Origin of the sequence: Dietzia sp. SYD-A1 (assembly GCF_015356725.1) — a bacterium.
Lineage (GTDB): Bacteria > Actinomycetota > Actinomycetes > Mycobacteriales > Mycobacteriaceae > Dietzia.
Window position 1 is genome coordinate 1 of sequence record NZ_JADDKI010000052.1, and the last position, 5,580, is coordinate 5,580.

Below are 5,580 nucleotides of genomic sequence, written 5' to 3' on the forward strand. Positions count from 1 at the left end.
GGCGAGGTCCTCGCGACCGGCGCCGGCGACCCAGGCGCGGAGGACGGGGAGCCGATCCGCGGACAGGACCGCGGCCCGCACCATCGAATGGATCTCGAGTCGCAGATCGGCCACCCCGGGGGCATCCGATGACGGCAGGAGTGGTCCCGGGTACGCCGAGACCGCCCTCATGACGTCCCCGCACCCGAGCGCGTCCGTGACGTCACGGACGTCGGTGGTGAGCGCGCCGGGGGCCAGACGATACGGCCTCGACCCCACCACATCCGGCCCGAGCACCCGTCGCAGCCGGGAGACCTCGGCGCGGACGCTGACCTCGTCCAGGCGGTCGTCGGCGAGCAGCTCCGCGAGCGCGCCACCGGTCAAGCCCTCGGGATGGGCGTCGAGCAGCACGCAGATCTCCGCGTGCCTGCCGGTCAGGGCGCGACCGCCGACCCCGGGGACGTCCCCGTCGAGAACGCCTGCACCCGGACCGAGGACCCGCAGCCGCAGCCGCCCGCCGTCGGCCCGGTCAGCACGGGCCGGGCGGGGCACGACGAGACCGGCGGCGGTGCGCAACTCCCCCTCGGCGAGCATGACCGTCGCCCGGATCAGCGCGAGCATCTGGTCCGAGGCGGCGCTGCTCGGACCGGTCACGTCGATGAGCCCTATCAGCTCACCCGAACCGGGGTCGTGCACGGGGGCCGCCGCGCAGCTCCACTCGTGGGCCATCTCGAGGTAGTGCTCGGATCCGCGGACCCGGACCTCGGTGTCGTGCCTGAGCGCGAGGCCCGGTGCGTTGGCCCCGACCGCCTCGTCCGTCCAGACGGCCCCGGGGACGAACGCCATCGACTCGGCTCGTGACCTGACCCCCCGATCCCCGATCACCCGCAGCAGCCGCCCGCGCTCGTCCGCGACGGCGACGATGTGTCCGCTCGACACGACGCCCGGGACGAGGACGGACTCGACCACCGGCAGCACCGACGCCATCCGGTGTTGCGCCACGTGGCGGGAGAGGTCCGGACCCTCCAGCTCGACCGACGGCGCGGCCACCGTGGGGTCGATGCCCCGATGCCTGCTGCGCTCCCACGACTCGGCCACCAGCAGGCTCGCCGTGGATCCCGTGCCCCCGAACATGTCGCCAGTGTAACCCGTATCACAGTAGCGGCGATTTCGAACCTGACGCGCCCCTCATAAACGGATCCAAATAGACCGTGCTGGAGACGCACGGCGGCGAACCCTCTACACTTGCCAGTGATACAGGCCACACATGACCTAAGGATCGCAATGACGACCGAGTTCGCCACCCCTCCCGCCACCAAGTCCTTCCCCGTCGAGAACCTCGGCCGGCTCGTGTTCAAGAACGCGGAGGAGGCGCCGAACGACGTCGCGGTACTGCGACTCGTCGGAACCGACTGGACAGAGGTCACCTGCGCCCAGTACCTCCAGGAGGTCAAGGGGGTCGCCAAAGGCCTGATCGCCCGGGGCGTCCAGCCCGGCGACCGCCTGGCCATCATGAGCCACACCCGCTACGAGTGGTCGCTCATCGCCTGGGCCGCGTGGGCGGTCGGCGCCGTCACCGTCCCGATCTACGAGACCTCCTCCTCGGGCCAGTGCGACTGGATCCTCACCGACTCCGGCGCCACCTTCGCCGTGGTCGAGGATCTCGAACTCCGCGAGGTGCTGACGTCCGGCACCGAGTGGAGCGGCGACATCATGGTCATCGAGAACGACCTGGTCGCCCAGCTCACCGCCGCCGGCGCCGACATCTCCGACGAGCAGGTCGAGCAGGCCTCGCTGGCGATGGGCCACGAGGACAGGTGCGCCATCATCTACACCTCGGGCACGACGGGCAACCCCAAGGGTTGCGAGATCCTGCACGGCGGGTTCGGTGGCGTCGTGGTGGCCGTCGAGCAGCAGCTCCAGGACGCGTTCGTCCCCAACAGCCGCACCCTGATCTTCCTGCCGCTGGCCCACGTCCTGGCCCGAATCCTCGAGGTGGCGTGCTTCTACAAGCGCGTCGCCGTGGCCCACGAGCCCGACACCACCAAGGTCGTCGAGCGGCTGTCGGAGGTCCACCCGACCTTCCTCGTGTCGGTCCCGCGCGTGCTCGAGAAGGTCTACAACTCCGCGGCGGGCAAGGCGGAGGCCGCCGGCGGCGCCAAGGCCAAGATCTTCAAGGCCGCGGTGCAGACCGCGATCGACTACTCCACGGCCATCGAGGGCGGCGGGAAGCCGTCCGCGGGCCTGGCGCTCAAGCAGAAGCTGTTCTCCAAGCTCGTCTACTCGAAGCTGCACGAGGCCCTGGGCGGCGAGTGCAACCGCATCATCTCCGGTGGCGGCCCCCTGGGCGCCCGTCTGGGCCACTTCTACCGCGGCGCCGGCTTCGACCTCCTCGAGGGCTACGGCCTCACCGAGTCCTCGGGCGTGCTGACCGTCAACCCGATCGGCCAGGCGAAGATCGGCACGGTGGGTCGGCCGATCCCGGGCGTGACCATCCGGATCGCCGAGGACGGCGAGATCCTGGCCAAGGCCAAGACCCTGTTCAAGGGCTACTGGCAGAACCCGAAGGCCAACGAGGAGGCCTGGACCGGCGAGTGGTACCACACCGGCGACATCGGGCAGCTCGACTCGGACGGTTACCTGTCGATCACCGGCCGCAAGAAGGACCTCATCGTCACCGCCGGTGGCAAGAACGTCTCACCCTCCCAGATGGAGGACCTGCTCTCGGCCGACCCGCTGATCAGCCAGGCCGTGGTGGTGGGTGACAACCGCAACTACATCGCGGCACTGGTCACCATCGACCAGGAGACCTTCCCGGCGTGGCGGGACAAGCACGGCAAGACCGGCGAGGTGGAGGACCTGCTCCAGGACGGTGACCTGGTCGGCGCGATCCAGGACGCCGTGGACCAGGCCAACAAGTCCGTCTCCCGTGCCGAGTCGATCCGCAAGTTCAAGATCCTCGCGGCGGAGTTCTCGGTGGAGAGCGGCGAGCTCACCCCGACGCTCAAGCTCAAGCGCAACGTGGTGCACGACCGCTTCGGCAGCGAGATCGAGGCCCTGTACTCCGGCAACTGACACCCCCACCGCCGGCGCCCGGACCCCACCGCGGGGTACGGGCGCCGCGGCGTTTCTCGGGGCCGGCCGAATTCGCCCGGGCCCGGTCCGGACGGTGGCGGGATCACGTACACTGACCGATAGACAGATCGGTTCATTCTGCAGAACGGAACTCACCAATGGCGAAGATCTACTCCGACATCACCGAGACCATCGGCCACACGCCCCTGGTCCGCCTCAACTCCCTGACCGACGGCCTGGGCGCCACCGTGTTGGCCAAGCTCGAATCCGCCAACCCGGCCGCCAGCGTCAAGGACCGCATCGGCGCCGCGATCATCGACGACGCGGTCGCCTCCGGCGCCCTCAAGCCCGGCGGCACCATCGTCGAGGGCACCTCCGGTAACACCGGTATCGCACTGTCCATGGTCGCGTCCGCACGCGGGTTCAAGGCCGTCCTGGTCATGCCCGACACCATGTCGGTCGAGCGCCGCGCCGTCATGCGCGCCTACGGGGCCGAGCTCATCCTCACCCCGGGCTCCGAGGGCATGAAGGGCGCGGTGGCCAAGGCCGAGGAGATCGCCAACACCCGCGAGAACGCCGTTCTCGCCCGACAGTTCGCCAACCCGGCCAACCCGGACGTGCACCGTCGGACCAGCGGCCCCGAGGTCTGGGAGGACACCGACGGAGAGGTCGACATCTTCGTGGCCGGCATCGGGACCGGCGGCACCATCACCGGCGCCGGCGGCTACCTCCGCGAGCAGAAGCCGGACATCCAGATCGTGGCCGTCGAGCCCAAGGACTCCCCGCTTCTCACCGAGGGCAAGGCCGGGCCGCACAAGATCCAGGGCCTCGGCGCCAACTTCGTCCCCGAGATCCTCAACCGCGAGATCTACGACGAGGTCATCGACGTCACCCTCGACGACTCGCTGCGGATCGCCAAGCGCCTGGGCAGCGAGGAGGGCATCCTCGCCGGCATCTCCTCCGGCGCCAACGTGTGGGCCGCGCTCGAACTGGCCAAGCGCCCGGAGAACGCCGGCAAGACCATCGTGGTGATCGTGTGCGACTACGGCGAGCGCTACGTGTCCACCATGCTGTTCGAGGACTACCGCGACTGATGACCGACCCGACTCCGTCGACCGCGGACGCGCCCGCGGCGGGGATCCTGCGCACCCTGCGCGAGGACCTCGCCGCGGCGCGTGCCCACGACCCGGCGGCCCGGGGAGATGTCGAGAACGCGATCGTCTACTCCGGGCTGCACGCGATCTGGTCCCACCGCCTCTCCCATCGCCTGTGGGTGGCCGGCGGGGCCGGCCGGTTCGCGGCCCGCGTCCTGAGCCAGTTCACCCGGTTCCTCACCGGGATCGAGATCCATCCCGGTGCCACCATCGGTCGACGGTTCTTCATCGACCACGGGATGGGTGTGGTCATCGGGGAGACCGCGGAGATCGGTGACGACTGCATGCTGTACCACGGGGTCACCCTGGGCGGTGTCTCGCTCAAGCAGGTCAAGCGCCACCCCACCCTGGGCGACCGCGTGACCGTGGGGGCCGGGGCCAAGATCCTGGGCCCCGTCGAGATCGGCTCGGACTCCTCGGTCGGCGCCAACGCCGTCGTGGTCAAGGACGCCCCGGCGAACTCGATCATCGTGGGCGTACCGGGCGTCGCCACGCCGGCCAAGGAGTCGAAGGAGGAGTTGCGCGACGCGCAGTTCTACATCGATCCCGCCATCTACATCTGACCCTCGCCACTCCGGTCACCCCGACGACGCTCCTGATCGCGTCGGCGGGGTGGCCTGAGTCGTCTCGTGAGGGTTAGGATCGCCGTCATCGCACCGGCAGGATCGAGGTGACCGGCACCGTGACGCAGATGCGAGCCTGGGTGGTCCGCGAACCGGGCCCCCTGGCGGAGTCGCCCCTGGACTTCGTCGACACGCCCGTTCCCGAGCCCGGGCCGGGAGAGGTCCTGCTCCGCGTTCTCACGTGCGGGGTCTGCCGCACCGATCTTCACGTCGCCACGGGTGACCTCCCGGTCCGACGACCGCGGGTGGTGCCCGGCCACGAGATCGTCGGAGAGGTCGTGGGTTCGGGACCCGGGTGCGTCCGGTTCCTCACCGGTGACCGGGTGGGCGTCCCCTGGCTGCGGGGCACCTGCGGGAGTTGCGGTGCCTGCCGGTCCGGACGGGAGAACCTGTGCGCGCGGTCCCGCTACACCGGATGGGATGCCGACGGCGGCTACGCGGAGTTCACGACGGTCCCCGAGGCGTTCGCCTACGCCCTTCCCGACGGGATCGACGACCTCTCGGCCGCGCCGCTGCTGTGCGCGGGCATCATCGGTTACCGTGCGCTCAAGCGTGCGGCGCTCCCGCCGGGCGGCAGGCTGGGCGTCTACGGCTTCGGCGGTTCCGCTCATCTCACCGCGCAACTCGCTCTCGCGCAGGGGGCAGAGGTCCACGTGCTCACCCGGGGCGAGGGCGCGCGCCGGTTGGCACTCGAGCTCGGCGCGGCCTCGGCCGGGGACGCCCGCGAGCGTCCCCCGGTCCCGCTCGAC

General features: G+C 70.4%; 5 protein-coding genes. 4 read left to right on the plus strand and 1 reads right to left on the minus strand.

All coding sequences use genetic code 11. The annotated features are described in order from the left end of the window. Positions 1–1,113, minus strand: a 1,113-nt coding sequence (locus IY392_RS02725; protein ID WP_194860443.1) for a GAF domain-containing protein, incomplete at its 3' end; no start/stop codon positions are given. Between the two features lie 150 nt (positions 1,114–1,263). Here IY392_RS02725 and IY392_RS02730 point away from each other — a divergent pair. The 4 genes from IY392_RS02730 to IY392_RS02745 form a co-directional block, all read left to right on the plus strand. After that, positions 1,264–3,054 carry a long-chain fatty acid--CoA ligase gene (locus IY392_RS02730; RefSeq protein WP_107755404.1) on the plus strand — a complete coding sequence of 597 codons (1,791 nt, stop codon included), beginning with the start codon at positions 1,264–1,266 and terminating at the stop codon, positions 3,052–3,054. 158 nt (positions 3,055–3,212) lie between these two features. Further along, on the plus strand, positions 3,213–4,148 hold the full coding sequence (gene cysK / locus IY392_RS02735; protein WP_107755403.1) for a cysteine synthase A: 936 nt from the start codon (positions 3,213–3,215) through the stop codon (positions 4,146–4,148). Continuing rightward, positions 4,148–4,771: a serine O-acetyltransferase EpsC gene (epsC, locus tag IY392_RS02740; RefSeq protein ID WP_182612379.1), complete on the plus strand. Its 624-nt coding sequence runs from the start codon at positions 4,148–4,150 to the stop codon at positions 4,769–4,771. The genes cysK and epsC overlap by 1 nt, the downstream gene beginning before the upstream one ends. 128 nt (positions 4,772–4,899) lie before the next feature. Continuing rightward, positions 4,900–5,580, plus strand: a 681-nt coding sequence (locus tag IY392_RS02745) for a zinc-binding alcohol dehydrogenase family protein (protein WP_194860444.1), incomplete at its 3' end; no start/stop codon positions are given.

Excerpts from the sequence above, each read along its gene's own strand:
- cysK (WP_107755403.1), top strand. The coding sequence starts at position 3,213 with ATGGCGAAGATCTACTCCGACATCACCGAGACCATCGGCCACACGCCC.
- epsC (WP_182612379.1), top strand. The coding sequence starts at position 4,148 with ATGACCGACCCGACTCCGTCGACCGCGGACGCGCCCGCGGCGGGGATC.
- IY392_RS02730 (WP_107755404.1), top strand. The coding sequence starts at position 1,264 with ATGACGACCGAGTTCGCCACCCCTCCCGCCACCAAGTCCTTCCCCGTC.